This window comes from Myxococcus hansupus (assembly GCF_000280925.3).
Lineage (GTDB): Bacteria > Myxococcota > Myxococcia > Myxococcales > Myxococcaceae > Myxococcus > Myxococcus hansupus.
This window is the reverse complement of the sequence record NZ_CP012109.1, coordinates 937,607-962,922: the sequence shown is the minus strand read 5'-3', so window position 1 is coordinate 962,922 and position 25,316 is coordinate 937,607. Positions and strand designations below refer to the sequence as shown.

Genomic DNA, 25,316 nt, shown 5'->3' with positions numbered 1-25,316 from the left:
ATGACCCTCAAGGAAGCGCTGGGCAAGGTGGTGGGCCGGCGCGACCTCACCCGCGAGGAGATGACCCGCGTCATGGGTCTGATGCTCGCCGGGGAGGCTTCGCCTGCCCAAGTGGGAGCGCTGGCGACGGCGCTGAAGATGAAGGGTGAGACGGAGGATGAAATCCTCGGCGCGGCGGAGGCCATGCGGGCCTGCGCGGCGAAGCTGTCTCCCCGTGCGGAGGTGGTGCTCGACACCTGCGGCACGGGCGGTGATGGCGCGCACACCTTCAACATCTCCACCGCGGTGGCCTTCGTGGCCGCCGGGGCGGGGGTGACGGTGGCCAAGCATGGCAACCGCGCGGTCTCCAGTCGCTGTGGCAGCGCGGACGTGCTGGCCGCGCTGGGCGTCTCCATGGAGCGTCCGCACGAGCGCGTGGCGCGGGACATCGACGAGCACGGCGTGGGCTTCCTCTTCGCGCCCTCGCACCACGGGGCCTTGCGGCACGTGGCGCAGGCGCGGCGGGACATGGGTTTCCACAGCGTGTTCAACCTGCTGGGGCCGCTGACGAACCCGGCCGGGGCGCGCTACCAGCTCCTGGGCACCTTCGACGGCAAGCGCGTGGAGCAGACGGCGCGCGTGCTGGGGCGGCTCGGCAGCCGCCGCGCGTGGGTGGTGCACGGCCACGACGGGCTGGATGAAATCTCGCCGTGCAGCCCCACCGAGGTGGCGGAGCTGCGCGAGGATGGCACGGTCCACACCTTCACCGTGTCCCCAGCGGACGCGGGGTTGGACGTGGTGCCACGTGACGCCATCGCGGGCGGTGACGCGGACGAGAACGCCCACCGGCTGCGCGCGCTGCTGGACGGCGAGCGCTCCGGCCTGCGCACCGCGGTGCTGCTCAACGCGGCGGCGGCGCTGGTCGTCGTGGGCCTGGCCGCGGACCTGCGCGACGGCGTGCGCAAGGCGGAGCAGGCCATCGACTCTGGCGCGGCGCGCGGCAAGCTGGGTGCGCTTATCGACGGGGCCGCGTCATGAGCACGGCGCCGCGGCCCTCCGTCGAATCGCGAGTCAGCGTCCCTTCGGGCTGGCGCGGTGCTCCTTGTGAGCACACGGCGCCGGCAAGGGCCCTCCCCTTACCTTCTCGGGTTGGAGTCATTTCGTGAGTGCGACCTCGGATGGAGGCGCGGCGCCCGGAACGTTGGACCGCATCATGGCGCGCAAACGCCAGGAGCTCGCGGCGCGTCCCCCCATGGCGCCTCGCGTGCGTCCCGAGCATCGGGACTTCGCCCTCGGACTGGTGACGCAGCGGACCGGGCGTCCGCTGAGTGTCATCGCGGAAGTGAAGCGAAAGAGCCCCTCGGGAGGCGCGTTCCCCCACTCGGACGTGGTCGCGGTGGCCCGTGCCTATGAGGCCGCGGGTGCGAGCGCCATCAGCGTGCTCACGGATGGGCCTGACTTCGGAGGTGCCCTGGAAGACCTCGTGGCCGTGCGGGAAGCCGTAGCCGTGCCCGTGCTCCGCAAGGACTTCCTCGTGGCCGCGCGCGAAGTCGAAGAGAGCGCGCAGTGGGGCGCGGACGCGGTGCTGCTCATCGCGGATGCACTGGAGGACGGCGAACTGCGCGAGATGATCGCCACCGCGAAGGCCGTGGGCGTCGCGGCGCTGGTGGAGGCGCACACGGAGGCGCACGCCGAGCGTGCGTTGTCCGCGGGCGCGAAGCTGGTGGGCATCAACAACCGCAACCTCGCCACGTTGAAGACGGACACGGGCACCGCGCTGCGGGTGATGCCGCTGCTCCGCTCACGGGCACGCGTGCTGGTGGCGGAGAGCGGGCTGAAGTCGCTGGCGGACCTGCTCGCGGCGCGAGACGCGGGCGCGGACGCGGTCCTGGTGGGCGAGTCCCTCCTGCGCGAGCCCGACCCGGGACGCGCGCTGCGGCGCCTGCTCGGCACGGAGGACGCCAGCGCATGAGCGTCCGCGTGAAGGTGTGCGGCGTCACCCGTCTCTCGGACGCGGTGGCGGCCTGGGAGGCGGGCGCGGACGCGCTCGGGCTCAACTTCTATCCGAAGTCCCCTCGCTACCTGGACATCCCCACGGCGGCGGCCTTGGCGCGCACGCGGCCGCCCCTGGGGACGGTGCTGGGGGTGTTCGTCAACGCCTCGCCGGACGACATCCGGGAGCGGGTCCGCGCCTGTGGCCTCACGGCCGTGCAGCTCCACGGGGACGAGCCCCCGGAGGCGTGCTCGGGGTACGGCGTGCCGGTCATCAAGGCGCTGCGCATCGCAGGTCCGGAAGACGTGGCCCGGGCCCGGACGTATGTGGGCGTGGGGGATGTGGCGGGGCTGCTGCTGGACGGCGCGTCGCCGGGGTATGGCGGTGGAGGCGTGGGCTTCGACTGGTCGCTGGTCGCGGGGCTGGCGGGCAGCGGCGTGCCGGTTCTGGTGGCCGGAGGACTGAAGCCCTCCAACGTGGCCGAGGCGGTGCGCGCGACGCGGCCGTACGGCGTGGATGTGGCCAGCGGGGTGGAGTCCGCCCCTGGCATCAAGGACGTGGAAGCGGTGCGTGCCTTCGTGCGCGCCGCGAAGTCCATCAACCTCTGGGAGTGACTGTCATGAGTACGGAGACCGCCACCGGACGCTTCGGGCGCTTCGGCGGACGCTACGTGCCGGAGACGCTGGTACCGGCGCTGTTGGAGCTGGAAGAGGCCTATGCCGCCGCGACCGCGGACCCGGCCTTTGGCGAGGAAGTCGCGCGCGTGCTGCGCGAATACGTGGGCCGGCCCACCACGCTGACGCCCGCGCGGCGGCTCACGGAGGCCTGGGGCGGAGCGAATGTGTGGCTCAAGCGCGAGGACCTCGCGCACACCGGCGCGCACAAAATCAACAACACCGTGGGGCAGGTGCTGCTCGCGAAGCGGATGGGCAAGCAGCGCATCATCGCGGAGACGGGCGCGGGTCAGCACGGCGTCGCCACCGCCACCGCGTGCGCCCTCTTCGGACTGCCGTGCGAGGTGTACATGGGCGCGCTGGACGTGGAGCGGCAGGCGCTCAACGTCTTCCGCATGCGCGCGCTGGGCGCGGTGGTCCGGCCGGTGGAGTCGGGCTCGCGCACGCTGAAGGACGCGATGAACGAGGCCATGCGCACCTGGGTGTCGCAGGTGTCGGACACGCACTACGTCATCGGCAGCGCGGCGGGGCCGCACCCGTACCCGACGGTGGTGCGTGACTTCCAGGCGGTCATCGGCCGTGAGCTGCGCACGCAGGCCCAGGCGGCATGGGGTGGCTTGCCGGATGCCATCATCGCGTGCGTGGGTGGCGGGTCGAATGCCATTGGCGTGCTGCACCCGTTCATCGGCGACGCGAGCGTGCGGCTGATTGGCGTGGAGGCGGGTGGCCACGGGCTGGACTCGAAGCAGCACGGCGCTTCGTTGACGCTGGGGACGGAGGGCGTGCTGCATGGCTCGCGCTCGCTGGTGCTCCAGGATGAGGACGGCCAGATTCAGGAGGCGCACAGCATCTCCGCGGGCCTGGACTACCCGGGCGTGGGCCCGGAGCTGGCGCACCTGGCGAAGACAGGGCGCATGGAGGTGCGCACCGCCACGGACGACGAGGCGATGGCCGCCTTCTACGAGGTGGCCCGGATGGAGGGCATCCTCCCGGCGCTGGAGACGTCCCATGCCTTCGCGCGCGGCCGGGAGCTGGCGCGCGAGCTGGGCGCGGGCAAGCACCTGGTCATCAACTGCTCGGGCCGCGGGGACAAGGACGTGGCCACGATTTCGGCGCGGGGCGTGCCGCCGCCGGTGGGGGTGAAGGCGTGAGCGGCGAGATTGCACAGGCGTTCGCGCGGGCGAAGGCGCGGGGCGAAGGCGTCCTGGTGGCCTACGCCATGGCCGGAGACCCGGACCTGCCCCGCTCGGTGGACGTGTTCGCCGCGCTGGTGGAGGGTGGCGCGGACATCCTCGAGTTGGGCGTGGCGTTCAGCGACCCCATCGCGGACGGGCCCGTCATCCAGGGCGCGGCGGAGCGGGCGCTGAAGGCCGGCTCCACGCTCAAGCGCGTGCTGGACGAAGTGGTGACGGAGGTGCGCAAGCGCTGCCCGGAGACGCCGCTGGTCATCATGACGTACGTCAACGTCATCATGGCCATGGGCGGAGCGCGTTACGCGAAGCTCGCGCGTGAGCGAGGCGTGTCGGGAACCATCCTCCCCGACCTGCCGCCCGAGGAGAGCGCGGAGCTGCGGGCGACGTTCGACGCGGAGGGCATCGACCTGATTCCGCTGTGCGCGCCCACCACGCCCCCCGCGAGGGCCCAGGCCATCGCGAAGGAGGGCCGGGGCTTTGTCTATTGCGTGTCCGTGTCGGGCGTGACGGGCATGCGCGCGGAGCTGCCGCCAGACCTGTCGCAACGGTTGGATTTGGTTCGCAAGGCCTCCCCCGTGCCCGTGGTGGCAGGCTTTGGCATCTCCACCGCGGAGCAGGCGCGGACCTTGTCTGCCCATGCGGACGGCGTCGTGGTGGGCAGCGCGCTGGTGCGTGCCGCGCACACAGAAGGCGCCACGGCGGCAAAGGCAGTCTGCGCCGACATCAAGCGAGGGCTTCGACCTCGGGGGTAGACACGGCTGCCCGCTTAGGCAGTTTTCCCTGAATAGCATTTCTTTCTATAAACACTCCGGACCTCCACGGACGCCCGCATCGTGCGGCGCGTCCGCGGGGCCACTCGTCCGGAGGCAACATGCTGCAACGGCAAAGGCCGTCTTGGAGCAGTGCGCTCCTGCTGACAGCAGGACTGTTGGCAGGAACTGGCTGTGGGGAAGGGACTCCCTCCACCGAGCCAGGGCATCTCAAAAGTCAGACTCAAAATCGAGGGTTTGGCCCCGACCTCGTGATTCGGGAGCTACGAGGCCCCGCCAGTATCCGATTCGGAGAGACCTTCACCACCACGGTGACTCTCTGCAACGAAGGCACGGCTCGCGCCGAAAGCCCTATCGGAGTTTCGTTCGTCAATCTGTACCTCTCGACGAGCGGCACACTCTCGTGGCCCGACCCGGGACTCCCCCCTCCCCCCCATCAGTTGCTTCTGGCCACCATCGACGTGTTCCCACTCGGTGCCGGGCAGTGCATGACACGCGCCTTCACCGGGGCCGCAACACCACCAGGCCCCTGGGAGGACGGCACCTTCTACCTGGGCGCCATCGCAGACGTTGACCAGGTCCTCGTCGAACTCGACGAAAGCAACAACACCGCGGTGCGTGCATTGGGCATCGGTACCCTGCCAGACCTCGTCGTCACCGAGGTACAGGGTCCATCCAGTGCGAGGAGCGGAGATGCATTCACCGCCGCCATCAAGGTGTGCAACCAGGGGACGCAGCCCTCCACCAGTTCGACCGTGGAGCTCTACCTCTCCACGGACGAGACCCTGGCATTCCCCGGTCCCGGAGCCCCGCCTCCGACCGACCAACGCCTCGTGGGAACGGCCCCACTCCCAGCGCTGACGCAGGGTCAATGCACCATCCAGCAGGTGCAGGCGACGGTGACGCCTCCTCCGGCCAGCACGCCCAACCAGCCGCTCTATTTGATCGCCGTCGCGGATGCCCAGCAACTCACCGAGGAACTCCAAGAAGACAACAACCTCTTCGTGCGGTCTCCCATGGGCCTCGGCGGGGCACCGGACCTCGTGGTCACCTCGCTGACGGCGCCTCCCAGTTGGAGGCGGGAAACCCAGTTCGACGCGGCTGTGCGCATCTGTAACGAAGGGACCCTTCCCGCCTTCCACAGCACCGTCGAACTCCATGTCTCCTCAAACCCTGACATCATCATGCCGGGCTCCGGCACGCCGCTCCCTGCCGGCCAACTCGTGGTGGGACAAGCGGACGTCCCCCCGCTGAGCGCTGGACACTGCGTCACCCTCGGCGTGCGGACGACGGTGGGCCCTCCGCCCGGGGCTCCTTCCATGGGAGCCCTCTCGCTGGCCGCCATCGTGGACCCATCCCAGGACGTTCTGGAACTGCGCGAAGACAACAACATCTCCACGGTTCGGCGCGTGGGCGTAGGAATGGGCCCAGATCTCGTCATCACCGAGCTGCGTGGGCCCTCGACGCTGATGGACCACTGGAACACCACCGCCACCGTGTCCGTCACGGTGTGCAACGAGGGAACTGACCACGCCACCACCTCCGAAGTGGCGATCCAGCTTTCGATGGTTCCGACATTGGACCCACCTGGAGAATGGCCCCCGATCCCCGCCACCCAGAGAGAGATTGGCTGGCTGCCCCTTCCGTGGATGGCGCCAGGCCAGTGCCACACGGCCGACGTCGAGGTCTACGCGGACCGCCCATACGAGGCCCCCCATGGGTATGACTCCTTTTATCTGGGGGCCACCGTCGACCCGTGGTGGAGCCAGCAGGAACTCCGCGAAGACAACAACACCTACGTGAGCGGGCGCATCGGTGTGGGTGCCGGGGCGGATCTCGTCATCACTTCGATTCAAGGCCCCCCCAATGTCGCCACCGAGCCATTCACCGTGTCGACCCGTGTCTGCAACCAAGGCACGAATCCCGCCAACTCGACCCACGTCGAGCTCTCTCTCACCCGGCACGCATTCCTGAATGCCCCTGTCGGCCCAGGTGGACTCTTTCCAGAACCCGATGCGCGCTTCTCCCTCGGCGCGCTCGACGTGCCACCGCTTGAAGCGGGAGACTGCGTCACGCGCTCCACGTCCGTGACCGCCCACGGGCTCGGGCACGGCGCGTCCAGCACCTATTACCTTGGAGGAACGGTTGACCCCTTCGCCTCGGTGATTGAACGGAGAAAGGATAACAACACGTTCATCAGTCACCGCGTGGGCGTCGGGATCGGCCCCGACCTCGTCATTGCCACCGTGACCGGCGCCCCCGCTGTGAGGCAGAACGGGTCCTTCACCCCGACCCTTCGGGTGTGCAATCAGGGCACGGCCCCTTCCGACGCCACCACAGCTCGCGTGTTCCTCACCCTCGACCCGCACCTGCGCATGTCGGGTGGGCAGGGCCCAGGCCCGTCGCTTCCCTGGAGTTACATCCCCGCCGGAGGACTGAGTGTGCCGGACTTGTTCCCGGGCCAATGCTTCACGGCAGATGCGCCCAGCTCAGTCTCCCTCCCGCCCATGACTGGCGAGGTCTACTACCTGGGCGCCATCGCGGACGCGGATGGCCATGTCTCCGAGCTCCAGGAAGACAACAACACGCTCGTGAGGGGCCGCATCGGAGTGGGTGACGGGGCTGACCTCGTCGTCACCGAGCTCACCACCTCCCCCAGCGCGCGCGCCGACAGCGCCATGACTGCCACTGTCACCCTCTGCAATCAAGGCACGGACTATTCGAACGCCTCCGACCTGGAGCTCCACATGTCCTCCATCCCCACGGCCACAATGCCGCGCTGGGATGGCTCCGGTCCACCCTGGCCTGAAACACAAACCCCCGTCGGGATGGTACACATCCCCTCGCTCAGTCCCGAGGAATGCTTCACACAGACAACCTATGTGGACGCGCGCCGCCCGTACCTCTCCATCCCCGACCAGCCTCTCTACCTGGCGGCATTCGCCAATGTCTGGTCAGGAACATATGAGCTTCGCTACGACAACAACACCCTCGTCAGCGAGCCGATTGGGGTCGGGAGCCGTCCCGACCTCATCATCACCGCGCTCCAAGCCCCTTCCAGCGTCGCACCAGGAAGCGCTTTCGATGCGACCCTCACCGTGTGCAACTTGGGCACGACAGGCTCGACCGGTTCCTCCGTGGAGGTGCATCTCTCCTCGGAACCAACCCTGGTCATGCGGCGCAGAAACGGTTCACTCCCACCCTTGCCGTCCACACAGACCTCCGTGGGTTTCATGAGCCTTCCTCCCATCAACGCTGGCGGGTGCTTCACTGGAAGCATCTTCGCCACGGCGGCGGAGCCTCCCACGTCAATCCCTGGCCAGCCCCTGTATCTGGGCGCCGTCGTTGATGGGGAGCACTTCGAGCAGGAGCTGCGTGAAGACAACAACGTCTTCGTGAGCGGACGTCTCAGCATTGGATACGGGCCCGACCTCGTCATCACCTCTGTCACCGGTCCTGCGAACGCATTCGAACACGAACAGTTCACAACGACCGTCGCGGTCTGCAACCAGGGCACGGACATATCGGCCAGCACCCCCGTGGACGTGTACCTGTCCATGGAAGCACGTCTGGTGGTGCCCGCATCGGGCCCTTCGGGTTCCATGGCGCGCCGCGGACAACAAACCATCGGCACGTTCTTCGTCCCGTCACTGGAGGTCGGCGAATGCACCAGCTTCGTCGTCCCTGTCACCGCACGACGCCCCGACGCGGCACAGACCGAAAAGGCATTCCACCTGGGCGCCATCATCAATCCATACCAGACAGAAAATGAACTCCGAAAAGACAACAACACATTCGTAGGCGGCATCATGGGCATCGGTTACGGTCCGGACCTCGTCATCACAGGAATCTCCGCGCCACCCAGTACGGGCCTCGGCAGTTCCCCCTTCACCGCCGTTGTGACCGTCTGCAACCAGGGCACGGATGCGGCAGCCAGCACCTACGTGAACCTCTATCTCTCGACGCAGGCCCGCATCTTCAAACCCCGCTGGGGCGGATCCGGCTGGCCCTATCCGGCATCACAGACCCCCATCGGGAACTTCCCCGTGCAGACACTCAATCCGGGGCAGTGCGTCATTGAACAGGTGACGTCATCGGCGCACAGGCCCCAGAACGCGCAGCCCAACCACCCCCTGTATCTGGGAGCGGTCGTTGACGATTACCCATCCATGAATGAACTGCGCGACGACAACAACACCTTCGTCGCTGGGCTCATCGGAGTAGGAAACGCTCCGGACCTCGTGGTCACGTCCGTTTCGGGACCGGCCTCCGTGCAATCCGGAGCGCCCTTCATGGCCACCCTCCGCGTGTGCAATCAGGGCACGACCGCCGCCAGCAACGCGAGCGTGGAGCTGTATCTGGCGAACAGCAGCACGCTCAAGCCTCCCTATCTGACACCGTGGAGCCTCCCCGAAGGCCAACAGTCCATTGGCAGGGTGACGTTCATGAACCTGGAGCCAGGGCAGTGCAGCACCCGGAACGTGTCCGTCACGGCCAACACGCCTCCGAGCTCGAGCTCCACGGGGTCCTTCTACCTGGGCGCCATCGCCGACCCCGATTGGTACTTGGAGGAACTCCGCAAGGACAACAACACCCTCGCGGACCGGCTCATCCTGGTGATGCCGTAGTCTTCACCGGATGACACAACGGGCCCGGCTGAGCGCACCGGCGTTCAGCCGGGCCCTGAAAGAATGCCAGCCCTCCGCTCGGCACTTCTTACACGCTCACGCCAGCGCGCTCCGGATGGAGCACCCGGCCGGCCAGCCTTCAAGCGCCATTCAACGAGCAATCCCAAACAGACCCCCGACTTCAGGCCTGGAGCCCCGCGTCTCGCCAGACATTCCCAGACAACACCCTTCGACATCCCACTGCCCTACCGGGCCTCCGAATCACACTCCAAGATTCATGTAAAACAAGAGACACCCTGGCACATCGGCTGCAGCCTGTTTCCCGTCCCCCCAGCAGTCACGGACGTGGAGACCCCCATGATGAAGAGGAAGTGGCTCGCGCTCCTGTTCATCGGAGCCGTCTGGGCTTCTCAGGCCTGGGCCAATGATTTCCGGGCCGGGCAATTCGTGAATGGGCTCAAGCAGTACACGGTGGATGCCTATCCGGCGACCCTGCGCTTCACGCTCACCGCAACCAACATCGACCCGGCGCTCCCCTCCGAGCTGTACGCCGCGGTCGACCCCCTGCTGCAATCCTGCACGCTCGCCCCACAGCCACCGCTCGTGGTCCCCCCGGGAGGACAGGTCACATATCAATGTGAAGTCCAGGTGCAGAGCTACGGAAACTGCCTCTCGCTGGGCGAGCACGATTCGAATCCCGCGACGCCCAACAACGAGGTCACCTTCACCAGCACCTTCAGCGTCATCTGGGCGGCGGGCGCCAGCCATGCGGGGACCAACGTGCTCTGCCTCCCCCAGCCCGCCCTCTTCTGCGACGACACCGTCTACCTCTCCTCGGCCGCGACCTCTCCCGAGGGACGGCCCACGGAGCCCACGCGGCTCTCCATCTTCGACCCCGCGACCGGCGCGCTGACGCCGCGGGGTGAAGCCTCGCTTCCCTACGACGCGCTGGCGTTCAACCACTTCGACAACGCCCTGTACGCCATCGCGGCGGACGGCGTCAGCCCGCCCCGCTTCATCCGCGTGGGCCCGGATGGCGCCGCGAGCGTCATCGCGCCGTTGGACACCGCCGCGCCTCGCACGTCTCTTTGGACCGCGGGCACCTTTCTCAAGGATGGCACCTACGTCGGCTTCGAGCACGGCAGCCAGCGTCTCATCCGCGTCGACCCCAGCACGGGCCAGACGCTCTCCGAGCAGCAGGTCTCCGCGCCCTTCGACCTCCGGATGACGGACTTCGCGGTGAGCCCCCGCGACGGCCTGCTCTACGCCTTCAACAATGCCACCCAGCGGCTGACCCGCCTCGACCCGCTCACCGGCGTGGCGACGGATTTCGCGGCGCCCGCGCGCATCGACGGCAAGGCCCCGGCGAACCCGGTCATGAGCGCGGCCGTCTTCACCCGCGACGGAGAGCTCTTCCTCTACGGCGCGAAGGGGCCCGACGACGCCAGGAGCAGCGGCTTCCACGCCGTGGACGTGACGACGGGCGACCTGACCACGCTCAGCCAGAAGCCGGTGCCCCCGTTTGGAGACGGCGCGATGTGCGCCTTCTATCTCTGGGGCGCGCCCCGCCCGCAGCCAGCGACCCGGGACCGGGGGTTCTTCGGCTCGAGTGAAAGCGCGCTCCTGGAGTGCCTGTTCCACGGCCCCGTCTCCCTCGGCGCGCTGGGCGAGGTCTCCACCCTTCCGGGTGCCCTGGGCGTCCTCTGGGCCAACCCCGCCATCGCCTCGAATCACGCGCGCCGCACCCCCGAAGAGTCCATGAAGGTCCGGACGGCCCGCGAAGCATTGACGGCGGTCTGCAACGAGCGCTTCTTCGGCACGCCCGCGCCGGACCTGTCCGCGCTGGAGGACCCGGCCTCGCTCGACCTCGCACGGATGGAGGCGCTGCGGCAGGAGCTGGAGCGGCACAACCACTCCGGCAGGAGGACGGCCATCCCCCTGCGAAAGCGCATCTTCGCGGTGGACCCGCTGCGGGCCATGGAGCGCGCCGAGGAACCTCGGTTCTGAGAGAGGGAGACACGCATGAAGCTTCCATCCCAAGCCCGGTGGATGCGGGCCGCGAGCCTGCTCGTGATGCTGGGGGCCGCCTCCTGCGACACCAGCGAGGACGACTTGAGACGGGCGTTGGGCGACCCCGTGTTGGACGCCTTCGAAATCCGCATGCGGGGTCAGGACGCGGCCCCGTACGAAAAGCTCCTGCTGGGCATGGGACAGGTCGACGTCACCTTCTATGGCGAGCCCATCCGCTTCGACCCCTCGCCCGACGCGCGCGCCATGGACCTGGCCCTCACGGACCACGCCCACCTGCTGGGGCGCTTCTTCCTGCCCAGGCACGTGAAGCACGTGGACATCACCGTGCGCCTGGATGACGTCGGGGCGTTCAAGGAGGCCGGTGCCGCGGGACTCATCAATGCCCAGGCGGGAACCATCCAGTTCACGGCCACACGCAGCGCCCTGGAGCAGCGCTCACACGTCGTCATCCACCTGCACCTGAAGGACAGCCTCTTCGACGGAACGGGCGGCAAGACGCTGCTCCCGTCGACCTACATCGCCTACTGACCGCTTCAGCGCCGGCGCCCACCTGAGCGAGGCGGTTCTTGTTTCAAGAAGCGACGGCCCACCGCCCCGAGGTGCGCCCTGATGGACTCTTCACGCGCCTCGGGTCGCGGCTGGCAGAATGCGCGCCATGAAGAATTCCGGGAAACAGGTGGTCCTCGTCCGGCACGGAGAGACGGAGTGGAGCCGCAGCGGCCGGCACACGGGACGAACGGACATTCCGCTCCTCGAGTCCGGAAGGGAGATGGGCCGCCTGCTCGGAGCGCCGCTGAAGGCCTGGTGCTTCGACGTCGTCTACACCAGCCCCCTGCGCCGCGCGGCGGATACCTGCGCCCTGGCCGGCTACGGAGACCGCGCGGTTCCTCGCGAGGAACTCATGGAGTGGGACTACGGCGACTACGAGGGGCGCACGGGCGCGCAGATTCGCGAGGAGCGGCCCGACTGGACCATCTGGAAGAACGGCGTCCCGAATGGAGAGACAGCGGCGCAGGTGGCCGCCCGGGTGGACAGCGTCATCTCCGACGCGCTCCGCACGGACGGTGACGTGCTCATCTTCGCCCACGGGCACCTGCTCCGCGTGCTCGCCGCGCGGTGGCTGGGGCTGCCCCCCTGGGAGGGCCGCCTCTTCCTGCTGAGCACCGCGTCCATCAGCGTGCTCGGCCATGACGGTGACAGGCGCCGCCCGGCCATCGTGTCGTGGAACGACACCACGCACTTGCGCGCGTAGCTACAGCCGCCCCTCCAGGAAGTTGCGCACCAGCAACGGGCCTTCCGGCGTGAGCACGCTCTCCGGATGGAACTGCACGCCCACCACGGGCCGCGCGCGGTGGCGCAGCGCCATGATGAGGCCGTCCTGGCTCCACGCCGTGGCCTCCAGCTCCGCGGGCAGGGACGCCGCCTCCACGATGAGCGAGTGGTAACGCGCCGCCGAGAACCCGTCGCTCAGTCCCGTGAACAGCCCCGCGCCGCCGTGCTGGATGCGCGCCGCCTTGCCATGCACGGGCTCCGGCGCGCGCACCACCTGACCGCCGAACGCGGCGCCAATGGACTGATGCCCCAGGCACACGCCCAGCACGGGCACGCGGGACTGGGCAATGGCGGCCACGCTGACGCCCGCCTCGTGCGGCGTGCAGGGGCCGGGCGAAATCACCAGGTGGGACGCGCCAGACGCAGACACGGCCTCCGCGTCCATCGCGTCGTTGCGCACCACCTTCACCTCGGCGCCCAGTGTGTACAGGAGCTGCACGAGGTTGAAGGTGAAGGAGTCGTAGTTGTCGATGACCCAAATCACCGGCCACCTCCCTCGCGCGCCAGCCGCAGCGCGGCGGCCATGGCGCCCGCCTTGGCTTCCGTCTCGTCCGCTTCCTTCGACGGCACCGAGTCCGCGACGAGCCCCGCGCCCGCGGTCCACATCGTCCGGTCTCCGTCCACGAAGAAGGTGCGCAAGGCAATCGCCACGTCCAGCGTGCCGCAGAAGGACAGGTAGCCCACCGCGCCCGCATAGGGCCCGCGCCGCTGGACCTCCAGCTCGTCGATGATTTGCATCGCGCGAATCTTGGGAGCGCCGGACACCGTGCCCGCGGGGAAGGTGCTCGCCAGCGCGTCCAGCGCGTCGTACTTCGCGTCGAGCTTGCCGCGCACCTGCGACACGATGTGCATCACGTGGCTGTAGCGCTCGATGAGCATCATGTCCTCGACCCGCACCGAGCCCGGCGCCGCCACGCGGCCCACGTCGTTGCGTCCCAGGTCCACCAGCATGATGTGCTCGGCGCGCTCCTTCTCGTCCGCGAGCAGCTCCTTCTCCAACGCCAGGTCCTCGGCCTCGGTGGCACCCCGGCGGCGCGTTCCAGCGATGGGCCGCACCACCACGTCACCGTCGCGCACCTGCACGAGCAGCTCGGGCGAAGCGCCCACCAGCGCGCGGGCCTCGCCCAGCTCCACGAGGAAGAGGTACGGAGAGGGATTCACGCGCCGCAGCGCCCGGTAGAGCGACAGCGGCGGCGGCGCGCCCCGGGCCTCGAAGCGGCGCGCGAGCACGACCTGGAAGATGTCTCCCGCGCGGATGTACTCCTGCGCCCGCGACACCGCGGCCTCGTAACCCGCCCGGTCCCAACACGCGGTGGGCGCCGCGTCTCCCTTCATGCGCGGCGCGGGCGCGTACGCCTCCGGGGGCAGCGGCTTGAGCAACCGGTCCGCCATGGACCGCGCCCGGGATTCCGCGTCTTTCAGCGCGGCGTCCACGCTGCCGTGCAGCGACGGCCGGGCAATGGCGGTGGCCTTGAGCGTGCCGGTGCGGGTGTCGTGCGTGACGAAGTCCTCGCACACCAACCACTCCGAATCCGGGAAGGACCCATCGTTCGGGTGCCGGTCCGGAACGGAGGGCTCCAACCACGAGAAGCAGTTGTAGCCCATGTACCCCACGAGCCCGCCGAGGAAGGGCGCCTCGCCGGGAAGCCGGGCGACGGCCAGCTCCCGCCAGAGCTGGCGCAACACGTCCAGGGGCTTGCCGTCCCGTCGCTCCTCGCGCGCGCCACGCCACAGGGTGGCGCCATCACGGTCCAACCGCACACGGCCCGCGGGCTCCGTCCCGATGTGGCTGTAGCGCCCGAAGCGCTCGCCGCCGTAGCACGACTCGAGGATGAAGCCGCGCGAACCACCGCCAAGCTTCAGGTAGGCCGACAGCGGCGTGTCGAGGTCCGCCGGCAACTCCACCGACACCGGCACCGCCTCGCCCTGCTCCGCGCGCCGCCGGTAGGCCTGCTTCCGCTCCTGTGCATCCATCGTCTCTGACTCACTTCCCACCGCGTGTCACGGCAGGGGGAATGGGGTGGCCCGTCACTCCCGGCAAAGGGGTTCGCTGGCGGCGTTGAGGCATCACGACAGCAGCAGGACGGGCGCCATCCCCACGGTTATCCCCCGTCCCGGGGAGTCCTCCAAGGGGTCCGATATTCCTGTCCACGCGAGGCGCAAGTCCCCCTCGCCGGAGGGTGGCAGGAGAGCGGCCCGGAGAGCGTCTCACGGTGAGGCGAAGTCGCACCTCGGGTGGTCCGTCGTGGTGCGCCTCGCTATCTGAAGAGGGCTTTGAGCGCCTCTTCTTCCGCTCCATTGATGACGGTGACGCCCCAGGGCCTCTACTGCGCTCCAGGCGACTTCCACGTCGACCCCTGGCGCCCCGTGGACCGGGCGCTCATCACCCACGCGCACGGCGACCATGCCCGAACTGGCAGCCGCCGCTATCTGGGCGCGCGGGCAGGCAAGGGGCTCCTGCAGCGGCGGCTGGGAGAAGACGCCACCATCGACACGCTCGACTACGGCGAGCGGCTGAACATCAACGGCGTCACCGTCAGCTTCCATCCGGCCGGCCATGTCCTGGGCAGCGCGCAACTGCGCGTCGAGCACGGCGGCGAAACGTGGGTCGTCTCCGGCGACTACAAGCGCGCGCCCGACCCGACGTGCGCGCCCTTCGAGCCCGTGCCCTGCGACACCTTCATCACCGAGTCCACCTTCGGCCTGCCCATCTTCCGGTGGGACCCGGCGGAGCAGGTGGCGGAGGACATCTTGCGTTGGTGGGACGCCAACCGCGCGGTGGGACGCGCGTCGGTGTTGTTCTGCTACGCCCTGGGCAAGGCGCAGCGGCTGCTCGCGGAGCTGGCGAAGCTGACGGACCGCGCCGTCTTCGTCCATGGCGCCCTCCAGTCCCTGCTGGAGGTGTATCGGGACGCGGGCATCCGCATGCTGCCCACGCAGCCGGTGTCGGAAGTGGAGAAGGGCACCTCGTTCGCCGGCGCGCTGGTGCTGGCGCCGCCGAGCGCGGGCGGCTCCACCTGGATGCGCCGCTTCGGTGAATACGAGACGGGCTTCGCGTCGGGCTGGATGCGCGTGCGTGGCAACCGCCGCCGCCGGGGCTTCGACCGGGGCTTCGTGCTGTCGGACCACGCGGACTGGCCAGACCTGCTGCGCTCGGTGGAGGACTCCCGGGCGAAGCGCGTGCTGGTGACACACGGCCATTCGGAGCCCCTGGCGCGCTACCTGCGCGAACACGGCGTGGATGCCGCGCCCCTGGCGACCCCCTTCGAAGGCGAGGCGGAGGACTGACGCGTGCGGCGACTGGCCGACCTCTACGAAACGCTGGACCAGACCACGTCCACCAACGCCAAGGTGGAGGCGCTCGCGCGGTACTTCCAGGCGGCGCCGCCCGAGGACGCGGCGTGGGCGCTCTACTTCCTCACGGGCCAGAAGCTGAAGCGGCTCATCCCCACCAAGCTGCTGACGGGTTGGACGCAGGAGCTGACGGACATCCCGGGCTGGCTCTTCGAGGAGGTCTACGCCTCCGTGGGCGACCTCGCGGAGGTGATTGCCCTGCTGCTGGACGCCCGGGAGCGACCGCCGCGCACCGAGGAGCTGCCCCTGTCCGTCTGGCTCGAGCAACGCCTGCTGCCGCTGCGGCAGATGGACGCCGCGGGCCAACGTGAGCAGGTGGTGTCCTGGTGGCACACCATGCCCCGGCGCGAGCTGTTCCTGTTGAACAAGATGCTCACCGGCGAGCTGCGCGTGGGCGTGTCCTCCACGCTGGTGGTCCGCGCGCTGGCCCAGGTGACGGGGCTGCCCGCGCCCAGCGTGGCGCACCGGCTGATGGGAACGTGGACGCCCTCCGCCGACTTCTTCCGGCGGCTCGTGTCCCAGGACGTGTCGGACGGAGACAGCTCGAGGCCCTATCCCTTCTACCTCGCGTCGCCGCTGGAACAGGCGCCGACGGACCTTGGCGCGCGAGCGGACTGGCAGGTCGAGTGGAAGTGGGACGGCATCCGCGGCCAGCTCATCCACCGCCAGGGGAGCGTGCACCTGTGGAGCCGGGGCGAGGAGCTCATCACCGAGCGCTTCCCCGAAATCGTGGACGCGGCCAGCGTCCTGCCCGAGGGCACCGTGCTGGATGGCGAGGTGCTCGCGTACGAAGACGGCAAGCCCCTGCCCTTCGCGAAGCTGCAACGTCGCATTGGCCGGCAGAAGCTGACGACCAAGGTGCTGGCCGAGGCGCCCGCGGCCTTCATGGCCTACGACCTGCTGGAGCTGGGAGGCGAGGACGTGCGCGGGCTGCCGCTGCGCGAGCGCCGCGCGAAGCTGGAGGCCTTGCTGAAGGACTCGCCCCAACTTCCGGTGTCCCCCATCGTGGGCGCACAGACGTGGGAGTCCCTGGCCACGGCGCGCGACGGAGCCCGTGAGCGCAACGTCGAGGGCTTCATGCTCAAGCGCCTGGACTCGCCGTACCTCACCGGCCGCAAACGCGGCGACTGGTGGAAGTGGAAGATTGACCCGTTCACCGTGGACGCGGTGCTGCTGTACGCGCACCCGGGCCATGGCCGCCGCTCGTCGCTCTACACGGACTACACCTTCGCCGTGTGGAACGGGACGGAGCTCCAACCGGTGACGAAGGCCTACTCCGGCCTGACGGACGCGGAGATTGGCCGGCTGGACCGGTGGATTCGCGCGCACACGCGGGAGAAGTACGGCCCGGTGCGCTCGGTGGACCCCGAACAGGTGTTCGAGCTGCACTTCGAGGGCATCCAGTCCTCGCCTCGCCACAAGTGCGGCGTCGCGCTGCGCTTTCCCCGCATCGCCCGCTGGCGCACGGACAAGAAGCCCCAGGACGCCGACACGCTGGACTCGCTGAAGGAGCTGCTCCATGCCAGCGGGTAGGCCTCGCTCGCTGCGGGCGCAAATCGCCGCCAGCCGAAAGGCCCTGCGCGCCGCCACCGAGCCGCCCGCGCCCCAACCTCCGCGTGAGCCCCGGCGCCCTCGCGGCAGGCGGCCTCCTCGAACCCAGGCGGAGCACCCACAAGCCCCCCTGGACAGGCTTCGAGGCTGGTTCCACGCGAAGGGGTGGACGCCCTATCCATTCCAGGAGGAAGCCTGGGCCGCCCATGCGCGCGGCGAAAGCGGCCTCATCCACGTGCCCACCGGCGCGGGCAAGACGTACGCGGCCTACCTGGGCCCGCTCGCGGAGGTGGCGGAGCGGGGGCAGCCCGGGCTTCAGCTCCTTTATGTCACGCCGCTGCGCGCGGTGTCCCGGGACGTGGAGAAGGCCCTGAGGGAGCCCCTCGAGGTGCTGGACGCGGACATCTCCGTGGAGAGCCGCACGGGTGACACGTCTTCCTCGGTGCGCCAGCGCCAGCGGGAGCAACTGCCCCAGGTGCTCATCACCACGCCGGAGTCGCTCTGCGTCCTGCTCACGCACGAGCGGGCCGCGGAGATGTTCGCGTCGCTGCGCTCCGTCATCGTGGACGAGTGGCACGAGATGCTCGGCTCCAAGCGGGGCTCGCAGTTGGAGCTGGCGTTGGCCCGGCTGCGCCACTTCGCGCCGGGCCTGCGCACCTGGGCGCTGTCCGCCACGCTGGCCAACCTCGACGAGGCCGCCCGTCACGCCGTGGGCACCCGCCAGACGCCCACCCGGGTCAGCGCGTCACTGGAGCGACCCGTGGCCGTGGAGACGCTGCTCCCCGAATCCGTGGACGCGTTTCCCTGGGCGGGGCACCTGGGCTTCTCCATGCTGGCCCGCGTGGCCACGTGGCTGGACGCGGAGCGCTCCACGCTCATCTTCACCAACACCCGCGCCCAGGCCGAACGCTGGTTCGAAGGCCTGCGCTTCGCCCGGCCGGAGTGGGAACACCTCATCGCGCTCCACCACGGGTCCATCGACCGCGAGGAGCGCGAGCGCGTGGAGGGCGGCCTCAAGGAAGGCTCGCTGCGCATCGTGGTGTGCACCTCGTCGCTAGACTTGGGCGTGGACTTCGGCCCCGTGGAGCGCGTGGTGCAGGTGGGCAGCCCCAAGGGCATTGGCCGAACGATGCAACGCGCGGGGCGCAGCGCCCACCGCCCGGGCGCCACCTGCCACATCCTCTTCGTCCCCACGCACGCGCTGGAGCTGGTGGAGATGGCCGCCGCCAAGGACGCGCTCCTGCGCCGCGAGGTGGAGGCCCGCACGCCGCCCGACAAGCCGTTGGATGTGCTGGCGCAGCACCTGGTGACGTGTGCCCTGGGTGGCGGCTTCACGCCGGACGCCCTGCGCGACGAGGTGCGCACCGCGGCGGCCTTCGCCAGCCTCACGGACGAGGAGTTCGCGTGGACCCTGTCCCTGGTCCGCGAAGGCAGCCCGACGCTGCGCGCCTATCCCGAGTTCCGGCGCGTGGTGGAGCACGAGGGCCGCTGCGTCGTCGCGGACGCGCGCGTGGCCCGCATGCACCGCCTCAACATCGGCACCATCACCTCCGACGCGGTGGTGCAGCTCCGCTATTGGAGCGGCGGCCGGCTGGGCAGCGTGGAGGAGTCCTACGTCAGCCGCCTCAAGCCGGGCGACACGTTCATCTTCGCGGGGAAGAAGCTGGAGTTCAGCAGCATCCAGGACATGACCGCGTACGTGCGGCCCGCGAAGACGAAAGTCACGCAGACGCCGCGCTGGGGTGGCAGCCGCCTGCCCTTGTCCAGCTCACTGGCCGCCGCCGTGCGCCGGACGCTGGATGCCGCGCGGCAGGGCGACGTCACGTCGGACGAGCTGGCCGCGGCGTGGCCCGTGCTGGATGCCCAGGCCCGACTGTCCCGCATCCCCGCCGCGGACATCCTGCTGGCGGAGACGTGCCAGACGCGAGACGGGCACCACCTCTTCCTCTACCCCTTCGAGGGGCGGCTGGTGCACGAGGGCCTGGCGGCGCTGCTGGCCCTGCGGCTCACGCGACTGCGCAAGGCCACCTTCACCCTGTCGGTGAACGACTACGGCCTGGAGCTGCTGACGCCCGCGCCGTTCCCCTTCGACGAGGTGCTGCAGCCCTCACTCTTCACGCGCGAACACCTGGAAGCGGACGTCCTGGAGAGCGTCAACGTGGGCGAGCTGTCCAAGCGCCAGTTCCGCGACATCGCGCGCATCGCGGGGCTGGTGCTGCCAGGACTGCCCGGCGCACGGAAGTCCTCGCGGCAGGTCCAGGCCAGCGCGTCGCTGCTCCACGACGTGTTCGCGAAGTACGACCCGGACAACCTCCTGCTCGTCCAGGCGCGCCGCGAGGTGCTGGAGCAGCAGTTCGAGGAGGGCCGCCTGGAGCGGACCCTGGAGCGGCTTCAGGCCACGCCCCTGGAGTTCCTCCACGTCCGAAGACCCACGCCCCTGGGCTTCCCGCTCGTCGTCGAGCGCATCAGCGCGAGCCTGTCCAGCGAGTCCCTGCTGGAGCGGGTGGAGCGCATGAAGGAGCGATGGACTCGCGAAGATGCCAGGTCCGCGTAGCGGACACCGCGCTGGAGCTGCTCCCCGAGCGGGCCCTCTACTGGCCCGACACCGGAACCCTGGCCGTGGCGGACCTCCACTGGGGCAAGACGGAGAGCTTCCAGCAGCACGGCATCCCCCTGCCCACCGGCGTGCTGGAGGACGACCTGGCCCGCCTGTCCGCCGCGCTCACCGCCACCGGAGCCCGCCGGCTGCTCCTGCTGGGGGACCTCATCCACTCGCGCGAGGGCATCACCCCCGCCCTGGTCGAGCGGCTCGCCCGCTGGCGTGAGACACACGCGCACGTGGCGTGCGTGCTCGTGCGGGGCAACCACGACCGGCACCTGAAGACGCTGCCCGAAAGCTGGCGCCTGGACGTGCGGGAGACACACGCAGACGAAGGCCCCTTCCGCTTCGCCCACCACCCGGAGCCCGCGGCAGGGCGCTACGTGTGGGCAGGTCACCTCCATCCCATGGTGCGACTGGGCGGAAGAGGCGACAGCCTGCGGCTTCCCTGCTTCCATGTAGGTCCCGGCGTGGGCGTGCTTCCGGCATTCAGCGCATTCACCGGCGGGGCCAACGTCACCCGCCGCGCGGGCGATCGCATCTTCGCCATCGCCAGCCCCGCGGTCGTCGAGGTGTAGGGTGAGTCAGGCCAAGCGTCGAAAGATTCTGGGTATCATCGAAACAGATAATACCTTCGAGCGAGCCACCCACCGGGACCGCGAGGCGTGGCTCGGCAAGTGCTTGCACTGCAACGCGCACTTATGGGTCGGCCTGGATGGCGAGCCGATCAGCCGCGCCACCATCGAGCACATCCTCCCGAAGACGGCCGGCGGAACGGAGGCGCTGACCAACCTGGGCCTGGCGTGCGCCCGGTGCAATCAGGGCAAGGGCTCCCGGCATGACCTCCGCTACCACCGGGACGCACGGGCCCGGGAGCTGGTGGAGCGGCTTCTGGCCCGCCGCCGTGAGCGCTGGCGGCCGCCCGAGGCCGACGAGGACGACGACGAGACGTGAATCACGGGCGCTGATCCACCCTGACGCATGCTTCGTTCAATCGTCCCTACCTCCCGCCAGAAGAGAGATTCATCACCGCGCGACCGCGACTTTCCGCCCCCGCGCGAGGAAGTGGTATCCCCCTCCCGCCATATCTGAATGGTTGACACTGCCGTGTCGATGCCCGATGGTCCCGCGCCGCATTAGGGCAGGGAGAGGAGGAGGGCCCCGCCCACGGCATTACTAATAGAGGTTTCGTTGGACGTGTCCGCTTCGCCTTCAGTGCGCCAGGAGCCACCGCCCACCCGCCCCAGTGGGGCCGGGAATGCCCCTCCGCTCCCCGCGCCCGGTAACGCCCACGCCTCGTCTTTCGTTCCCTTCACGGGTGCTGTTGTAGAAGCCCCCTTGCCCATGGTCCCGGTATGAGCGGCCCTCTCTTCCCACGTTGGACGAACACGGTGTCGCGGCTGTCCGCCGCGGCGCTCCTTGCCGTGCCGGCCATCGGCATCGGCGGCCTCATGGCCTATGTGCGCTCGCCGTACGTCACTGGCCAGCAGCGACCCGTCGAACAGCCGATCGAGTTCGATCACCGCCACCACGCGGGTGATGAGCAGATCGACTGTCGGTACTGTCACTGGTCCGTCGAGGAGGCGCCCTCCGCGGGCATCCCCTCCACCACGGTGTGCATGTCCTGCCACGCGCAGGTCTGGAACAAGAGCCCGTACCTGACCAAGGTTCGCGAGGCCTTCTTCTCCGACATGCCCATTCCGTGGATCCGGGTGCACAACCTCCCGGACTTCGTCTACTTCAACCACTCCATCCACGTGGCCAAGGGCGTCGGCTGCGCCACCTGCCACGGCCGCGTCGATCAGATGGCCGCGGTCGAGCAGGTCGCGCCGCTCACCATGGCCTGGTGCCTGGATTGCCACCGCAATCCGGAGCCCCACCTGCGGCCGACCGAGTTCATCACCTCGATGACCTGGACCCCGCCCGAAGACAAGACCAAGGCCGCTGACCTGGGTCGCCAGTTGGCAGAAGCGTACGACGTCCACTCGCGCGAGAGCTGCTCCACATGCCACCGATGAACACGAAGCGCGACGGCGCCCCGTCGCAGGACACCCCCTCCTCCTTCGCGCTCCCGGTCGTCACGGACCGGCCCACCGCCAAGACCGACGTCGTCGGCGAGGCGCTCGAGCACGCGGCCGCCCAGGCCTCCTCCTCCGAGCCCGGCTATGGCCAGACGTACTGGCGCAGCCTGGAGGAGAAGCTCGGCACGCCCGGGTACCTTGAAGAGACCCGGCCCGAGTTCCCCGTGGGCGCGGACCTGGCCCCCACCGGCTTCGCGCGCCGCGAGTTCATGCAGTTGCTGGGCGCCTCCATGGCCCTGGCCGGCGCCACGGCGTGCAGCACCCGTCCGGTGGACGAGCGCATCCTGCCGTACACCAAGACGCCGCCGGAGCTCGTCCCGGGCAACCCGCTGCACTACGCGTCCGGCATGACGCTGGCCGGTCACACCTCCGGTCTGCTCATCACCGCCCGCGAGGGTCGCCCCGTGAAGATCGAGGGCAACCCGGACCACCCCGTCAACCAGGGTGCCGCCGGCGTCTGGGAGCAGGCGTTCCTCCTGTCCCTGTACGACCCCAGCCGCGCCCGCGTGCTGCGTCAGGGCAAGGCCCCCCGCGCCCTCCGCGCGCTGCGCGAGGACCTGGCGAACCGCACCAGCAAGGCCTCCGGCGGTGACGGTGGCAGCCGCGTGCGCTTCCTGTCCGAGCCCGGCAACTCGCCGTTCACGGGCGACCTGCGCAACCGCATCCTGAAGAAGCTGCCGAACGCGCGCTTCCACAACTACACCGCGCAGACGCACGACACGCAGGCCGAGGCCACCCGCGCCCTCTTCGGCGGTCAGGCCGTCTCCGCCGTGTACGACTTCGCCCAGGCGGACATCGTCCTGTCGCTGGACGCGGACTTCCTGGAGAGCCGCCCGGAGAACCTGGGCTACTCGCGCCAGTTCGGCAACCGCCGCGACCCGAACAACGGCCCCCTCAACCGCCTGTATGTGGCTGAGGCCCGCATGTCCATCACCGGCGGCATGGCCGACCACCGCCTGCGCGTGAAGTCGCAGGAAGTGCTCGCGGTCGCCGCCGCCGTGGCCCAGGGCGTGGGTGGCCCCGCCGCCTCGCTGGCCGGCGCCGCCGCCAACAAGGCGTCGCTGAAGTCGGACCACAGCGCCTGGATCCAGGCCGTCATCGCCGACCTGCGCGCCGCGCGCCCGGGCCGCACCCTGGTCGTCGCGGGTGAGCGCCAGCCGGCCGCGGTGCACGCGCTGGCCCACGCCATCAACGCGGCGCTGGGCAACAACGGCACCACGGTGAAGTACGTGCAGTCGTCCATCGCCGAGCAGGAGGGCCTGAGCCAGGTCCGCGCGCTGGTGGAGGACATCACCGCCGGCCGCGTGGACACGCTGGTCATCACGAGCTGGAACCCGGTGTTCTCGGTTCCGGCGGACACGGGTCTGAAGGATCTGCTGGACCCGGCGACCAACCCCAACCGCGGCAACCTCACCGTCCTCTACACGGGCCTCTTCGAGGACGAGACCAGCCAGTACGCGGACTGGTTCGTCCCCGCCGCGCACCCGCTGGAGACGTGGAGCGACGGCCGCTCGTTCGACGGCACCGTGGCCATTGCCCAGCCGCTCATCCAGCCGCTCTACAACGGCGTGCCGGAGTCCGAGCTGCTGGCGATGTTCCTCGACGAGCCCTACCGCCCCGCGTACCAGATGCTGCGCGACTACTGGCAGGGTCAGGCGGAGGGCCAGGGTGACTTCGAGGCCCGCTGGGAGAGCTGGGTCTCCGACGGCGCCATCCCCGGCACGCAGGCCGCCGCGGTGCAGACCGCGCCGGACTTCGGCGCCGCCGCCTCGCTGGTGACGGCCTTCGCGCCCCCGGCCTCGGGCGAGCTCGAGCTGAACTTCGTCTACGACTACAAGGTCTTCGACGGCCGCTTCGGCAACAACTCCTGGCTGCAGGAGCTCCCGGACCCCATCACCAAGATGACCTGGGACAACGCCGCGCTGCTGAGCCCGGAGACGGCCAAGCGCCTGAGCCTGGAGCCCGGTGACCTGGCCGAGCTGAACTACGGCGGCCGCAAGCAGACCGTGCCGGTCTGGATCACCCCCGGCCACGCGGATGACACCATCACGGTGTCGCTGGGCTACGGCCGTGACGGCCTGCACGAGCAGGTCGCCAAGGCGGTGGGCTTCAACGGCAACGCCGTGCGCAGCCTGAAGGCCCCCTGGTTCGACGGCGGCGCCACGCTCACCAAGGTGCGCGGCAGCTACAAGTTCAGCCTGACCCAGACGCACTGGCGGATGGAGAACCGCCCGCTGGCGCTGGACATGCCGCTGTCCGAGCTGAAGAACCCCTCCACCGCGACGGAGCACACGCTCCACCGCGTCAAGGGCGAGCTGAAGTTCGGCATCCAGGACAACCTGCCGTCCTTCGACTACAGCAAGGGCCCCAACAACCCCCAGGGCTACAAGTGGGGCATGGCCATTGACCTGTCCCGCTGCACCGGCTGCAGCGCGTGCGTGGTGGCCTGCCAGGCGGAGAACAACATCCCCGTCGTGGGCAAGCAGCAGGTCTCCGTCAGCCGCGAGATGCAGTGGCTGCGCATCGACCGCTACTTCGAGGGCAGCGAGAGCGACCCCCGGATGGTCATGCAGCCCGTGATGTGCGTGCACTGCGAGAAGGCCCCCTGCGAGTACGTCTGCCCGGTGAACGCCACCGTGCACTCGGACGAGGGCCTCAACGACATGGTGTACAACCGCTGCGTCGGCACCCGGTACTGCTCGAACAACTGCCCGTACAAGGTGCGCCGGTTCAACTACCTGCACTACACGGCGGACAAGACGGCCACCGAGAAGATGCTGATGAACCCGGACGTCACCGTCCGCAACCGCGGCGTGATGGAGAAGTGCACGTACTGCGTGCAGCGCATCGAGCGCGTGCGCATCGACGCCCGCGTCGAGAAGCGGCTCATCAACGAGAAGGAGCTGCAGACGGCCTGCCAGCAGACCTGCCCCACGCAGGCCATCACCTTCGGCTCGCTCAACGACCCGCAGCAGCGCGTCACGCAGCTCCACGAGGACGAGCGCGCGTACAAGCTCCTCCACGAGCTGGGCACGCGCCCGCGCACCGCGCACCTCATCCGCGTCCGAAATCCCAACCCTGCCCTCGAGCCCGCCACGCCCGCCGCGGCGAACCAAGGGAGCCACTAAGCC

At 69.4% G+C, this 25,316-nt stretch carries 18 protein-coding genes; 16 read left to right on the top strand and 2 right to left on the bottom strand.

Features of this window, described 5'->3' with window-relative positions; translation table 11 throughout:
• From trpD to A176_RS04000, 9 genes are all read left to right on the top strand, one after another.
• Entirely contained in the window at positions 1-1,017 is a 1,017-nt protein-coding gene (gene trpD / locus A176_RS04040; RefSeq protein ID WP_002635898.1) for an anthranilate phosphoribosyltransferase, read from the top strand.
• A 175-nt stretch (positions 1,018-1,192) separates the two neighbouring features.
• On the top strand, positions 1,193-1,951 hold the full coding sequence (locus A176_RS04035; RefSeq protein ID WP_044889799.1) for an indole-3-glycerol phosphate synthase TrpC: 759 nt from the start codon (positions 1,193-1,195) through the stop codon (positions 1,949-1,951).
• Positions 1,948-2,586: a phosphoribosylanthranilate isomerase gene (locus A176_RS04030; RefSeq protein WP_002635900.1), complete on the top strand. Its 639-nt coding sequence runs from the start codon at positions 1,948-1,950 to the stop codon at positions 2,584-2,586. The genes A176_RS04035 and A176_RS04030 overlap by 4 nt, the downstream gene beginning before the upstream one ends.
• A 5-nt stretch (positions 2,587-2,591) precedes the next feature.
• The gene (gene trpB / locus A176_RS04025; RefSeq protein ID WP_002635901.1) at positions 2,592-3,797 is read left to right on the top strand and encodes a tryptophan synthase subunit beta; all 1,206 of its coding nucleotides are present in this window, start codon (positions 2,592-2,594) and stop codon (positions 3,795-3,797) included.
• The gene (gene trpA / locus A176_RS04020; RefSeq protein ID WP_002635902.1) at positions 3,794-4,591 is read left to right on the top strand and encodes a tryptophan synthase subunit alpha; all 798 of its coding nucleotides are present in this window, start codon (positions 3,794-3,796) and stop codon (positions 4,589-4,591) included. The genes trpB and trpA overlap by 4 nt, the downstream gene beginning before the upstream one ends.
• Before the next feature lie 119 nt (positions 4,592-4,710).
• A complete protein-coding gene (locus tag A176_RS04015; protein ID WP_002635903.1) occupies positions 4,711-9,237 on the top strand; it encodes a CARDB domain-containing protein in 4,527 nt (1,508 codons plus the stop codon).
• Positions 9,238-9,594: 357 nt separating this feature from the next.
• Positions 9,595-11,244 (top strand): DUF6923 family protein, encoded by a 1,650-nt coding sequence (locus tag A176_RS04010; protein WP_002635904.1) that lies wholly within the window; start codon positions 9,595-9,597, stop codon positions 11,242-11,244.
• A 15-nt stretch (positions 11,245-11,259) separates the two neighbouring features.
• Entirely contained in the window at positions 11,260-11,796 is a 537-nt protein-coding gene (locus A176_RS04005) for a hypothetical protein (RefSeq protein WP_002635905.1), read from the top strand.
• A gap of 118 nt (positions 11,797-11,914) precedes the next feature.
• A complete protein-coding gene (locus tag A176_RS04000) occupies positions 11,915-12,520 on the top strand; it encodes a histidine phosphatase family protein (protein WP_002635906.1) in 606 nt (201 codons plus the stop codon).
• Here A176_RS04000 and A176_RS03995 read toward each other — a convergent pair whose 3' ends face one another.
• Entirely contained in the window at positions 12,521-13,084 is a 564-nt protein-coding gene (locus A176_RS03995) for an anthranilate synthase component II (protein ID WP_002635907.1), read from the bottom strand. It abuts the gene before it with no gap.
• Positions 13,081-14,574 (bottom strand): anthranilate synthase component I family protein, encoded by a 1,494-nt coding sequence (locus tag A176_RS03990; protein ID WP_044889714.1) that lies wholly within the window; start codon positions 14,572-14,574, stop codon positions 13,081-13,083. The genes A176_RS03995 and A176_RS03990 overlap by 4 nt, the downstream gene beginning before the upstream one ends.
• A gap of 261 nt (positions 14,575-14,835) precedes the next feature.
• Here A176_RS03990 and A176_RS03985 point away from each other — a divergent pair, with 261 nt between their 5' ends.
• The 7 genes from A176_RS03985 to A176_RS03955 all read left to right on the top strand — a co-directional run bounded on the left by A176_RS03985 (position 14,836) and on the right by A176_RS03955 (position 25,313).
• Positions 14,836-15,888: a ligase-associated DNA damage response exonuclease gene (locus A176_RS03985; RefSeq protein WP_002635909.1), complete on the top strand. Its 1,053-nt coding sequence runs from the start codon at positions 14,836-14,838 to the stop codon at positions 15,886-15,888.
• A 3-nt stretch (positions 15,889-15,891) separates the two neighbouring features.
• On the top strand, positions 15,892-17,487 hold the full coding sequence (locus tag A176_RS03980; RefSeq protein ID WP_002635910.1) for an ATP-dependent DNA ligase: 1,596 nt from the start codon (positions 15,892-15,894) through the stop codon (positions 17,485-17,487).
• Positions 17,474-20,059, top strand: coding sequence for a ligase-associated DNA damage response DEXH box helicase (locus A176_RS03975; RefSeq protein ID WP_002635911.1), 2,586 nt, complete (start codon positions 17,474-17,476; stop codon positions 20,057-20,059). The genes A176_RS03980 and A176_RS03975 overlap by 14 nt, the downstream gene beginning before the upstream one ends.
• Positions 20,029-20,682 (top strand): ligase-associated DNA damage response endonuclease PdeM, encoded by a 654-nt coding sequence (gene pdeM, locus A176_RS03970; protein WP_002635912.1) that lies wholly within the window; start codon positions 20,029-20,031, stop codon positions 20,680-20,682. Before A176_RS03975 ends, pdeM begins: the two co-directional genes overlap by 31 nt.
• Before the next feature lies 1 nt (position 20,683).
• On the top strand, positions 20,684-21,058 hold the full coding sequence (locus A176_RS03965; RefSeq protein WP_002635913.1) for an HNH endonuclease: 375 nt from the start codon (positions 20,684-20,686) through the stop codon (positions 21,056-21,058).
• A gap of 401 nt (positions 21,059-21,459) precedes the next feature.
• Positions 21,460-22,122, top strand: a complete 663-nt coding sequence (locus tag A176_RS03960) for a cytochrome c3 family protein (protein WP_044889715.1) — start codon at positions 21,460-21,462, stop codon at positions 22,120-22,122.
• Entirely contained in the window at positions 22,119-25,313 is a 3,195-nt protein-coding gene (locus A176_RS03955) for a TAT-variant-translocated molybdopterin oxidoreductase (protein WP_044889716.1), read from the top strand. The genes A176_RS03960 and A176_RS03955 overlap by 4 nt, the downstream gene beginning before the upstream one ends.
• The last annotated feature ends 3 nt before the right edge of the window (positions 25,314-25,316 follow it).

Coding starts and splice junctions, on each gene's coding strand:
- trpD (WP_002635898.1), top strand. CDS start 1: ATGACCCTCAAGGAAGCGCTGGGCAAGGTGGTGGGCCGGCGCGACCTC.
- A176_RS04035 (WP_044889799.1), top strand. CDS start 1,193: ATGGCGCGCAAACGCCAGGAGCTCGCGGCGCGTCCCCCCATGGCGCCT.
- A176_RS04030 (WP_002635900.1), top strand. CDS start 1,948: ATGAGCGTCCGCGTGAAGGTGTGCGGCGTCACCCGTCTCTCGGACGCG.
- trpB (WP_002635901.1), top strand. CDS start 2,592: ATGAGTACGGAGACCGCCACCGGACGCTTCGGGCGCTTCGGCGGACGC.
- A176_RS04015 (WP_002635903.1), top strand. CDS start 4,711: ATGCTGCAACGGCAAAGGCCGTCTTGGAGCAGTGCGCTCCTGCTGACA.
- A176_RS04010 (WP_002635904.1), top strand. CDS start 9,595: ATGATGAAGAGGAAGTGGCTCGCGCTCCTGTTCATCGGAGCCGTCTGG.
- A176_RS04005 (WP_002635905.1), top strand. CDS start 11,260: ATGAAGCTTCCATCCCAAGCCCGGTGGATGCGGGCCGCGAGCCTGCTC.
- A176_RS04000 (WP_002635906.1), top strand. CDS start 11,915: ATGCGCGCCATGAAGAATTCCGGGAAACAGGTGGTCCTCGTCCGGCAC.
- A176_RS03990 (WP_044889714.1), bottom strand. CDS start 14,574: ATGGATGCACAGGAGCGGAAGCAGGCCTACCGGCGGCGCGCGGAGCAG.
- A176_RS03975 (WP_002635911.1), top strand. CDS start 17,474: ATGCCAGCGGGTAGGCCTCGCTCGCTGCGGGCGCAAATCGCCGCCAGC.
- pdeM (WP_002635912.1), top strand. CDS start 20,029: ATGGACTCGCGAAGATGCCAGGTCCGCGTAGCGGACACCGCGCTGGAG.
- A176_RS03960 (WP_044889715.1), top strand. CDS start 21,460: ATGAGCGGCCCTCTCTTCCCACGTTGGACGAACACGGTGTCGCGGCTG.
- A176_RS03955 (WP_044889716.1), top strand. CDS start 22,119: ATGAACACGAAGCGCGACGGCGCCCCGTCGCAGGACACCCCCTCCTCC.